Annotated in this window: 1 protein-coding gene and 1 rRNA gene; one reads left to right on the top strand and one right to left on the bottom strand. The window is 40.0% G+C overall.

The window, feature by feature from the left end; all coding sequences use genetic code 11:
* Positions 1-168: 168 nt before the first annotated feature.
* A 5S ribosomal RNA gene (gene rrf / locus HQR03_RS14015) occupies positions 169-282 on the top strand.
* Between the two features lie 339 nt (positions 283-621).
* Here rrf and HQR03_RS14010 read toward each other — a convergent pair.
* Positions 622-1734, bottom strand: a complete 1113-nt coding sequence (locus HQR03_RS14010; RefSeq protein ID WP_173240645.1) for a catalase family protein — start codon at positions 1732-1734, stop codon at positions 622-624.
* Between the last annotated feature and the right edge of the window lie 36 nt (positions 1735-1770).

Here is a 1770-nt window from a genome sequence, read left to right as displayed (position 1 = left end):
GTGGTTTGTATCAAAGCTCTAATTAATCTATCTTGTAAAGCGAAAGCTTTAGAATATATATAATTTCGATATCACCTTTAACCTTGATTCAGTTAGGTTACAAGTTGGTCGGCCAATAGATAATATCTTGAAGTCATAATAACATCAGACTCATATCTAACCCCCTTTGCTGACGACAATAGCGCGATGGCCCCACCTGATCCCTTCCCGAACTCAGAAGTGAAACATCGTTGCGCCAATGGTAGTGTGGTTCGCCCATGTGAGAGTAGGTCATCGTCAGCTCTCTATTCTAAAAAAGAGTCATCCTTAATTGGATGGCTCTTTTTTTTGGCTTTTATTCGTTCAACAATAGTTGTCTATACTAGGGCGTGTCTTCAATTCATTCGATAGTCATCTAAATGAGCTAAAAATGGCTAAATCTTGCCAAACTGCGTGAAATAGCTAGTCAATATTTCGATATTATCTGCGCTATTTTCCTTATTTGCCTGCAATTTATCTCATTTTTATCGCCATTTTTGAAATGAAAACACGCCCTAGAAAGCCCCATCATACATTTGTATGATGGGGCTTTTATTTAGCTATGATTTCTCCATTTTACTTCGAAATATCACGCTTGTGAGCTTAGTTAGTAGCGTTCTTATCAAATATCTGTTTCAAGCTAGTTGGCTCTTTGCGTTTAGCCATATTGTGCTCATGGCGTGCCTTGGACGATGCTTGATAAGCGCGTAAACGAGAATGTTGTATCTTACCAATAGGACGATTCTCTCCTAAACAGCGGAAAGTGGTAAAGCTTAAATCCTCTATTGCGTCGAGATTGCCATCGTCTGGGACGTCTTGGCAAGGTATGGTCAAAGTCGCTACGGTAACGAATGGCGCATCAGACTCTTTCCATTCTTGTGTTAGCTGATCAATAGGCTGCTTTTTAAGGTTGCGGCATAATTGAATTTGTACATCGAACTGATAGTCGTGCTCGCGTATCTCTTCGATAATTGCGGGACGTATCGCTTCATCTTCGGTGAACAAGTGAATATTGGTGCGCTTAATTTTTTTCATTGAAGCTTTGGTTGGAGTTACTCTGACTTTTGCCATGTAATCACCGTGACGAAAGGCACCTTGTGAAAAATAATCGTACAACCAAGCGTTCTTAGGAGGGGTGGTTGCTAGCTTTCTAAAGGCGTTGAGTGATCGCAGGCCTTCAAGGTCAGGGAATTCTTTGCCGTACTTAGTCAACCAATGAAAGACGAACTTACCTTTACCTAGTAGACCATCGCCTAAGTAACCATTTAAACCAAAATTTAGCTTTGATAAATAAGCGTAATTTTTAAGACTGTTGGTAAAGAAGATAGGACTATTTACTAAAGCGTAGTCAAAAGTGGTGCTATCTTCCTCTCCTGGGGCTAATTTTTCACCTGGCACATCGAATATTTTTATCGCCAGTCCTTGACCCAATCCCAATCGTCTATCTGCACTCACTGCCGCTGCTGCATTGGAGAATCGAATAACTGCATCGTGAATACCAGCTTTAGCGTATAGGCCTTGAGCATATTCCTTAGGAATGTCATCTAATATCTCAAATTTAGCTTTTAGACCACAATAGCTCTTGGCATGAACGGCACGAACATGATGATCGATATTGTTTAAATCTTTGCTTTTTTTGACACCTAGATTCAAATAAGAAGTGCAACGTTTTAAAAGAATGAGTTGAAGAGTAAGATGTGCCGTGTTGCATTTCAAACTTCAACTCCTACATATCAGAACGTTATGAAACAC

Source organism: Psychrobacter okhotskensis, assembly GCF_013248965.1.
Classification (GTDB): domain Bacteria; phylum Pseudomonadota; class Gammaproteobacteria; order Pseudomonadales; family Moraxellaceae; genus Psychrobacter; species Psychrobacter okhotskensis.
Note: the sequence above shows the minus strand (reverse complement) of the source record. Positions and strands in the feature narration are given on the sequence as shown.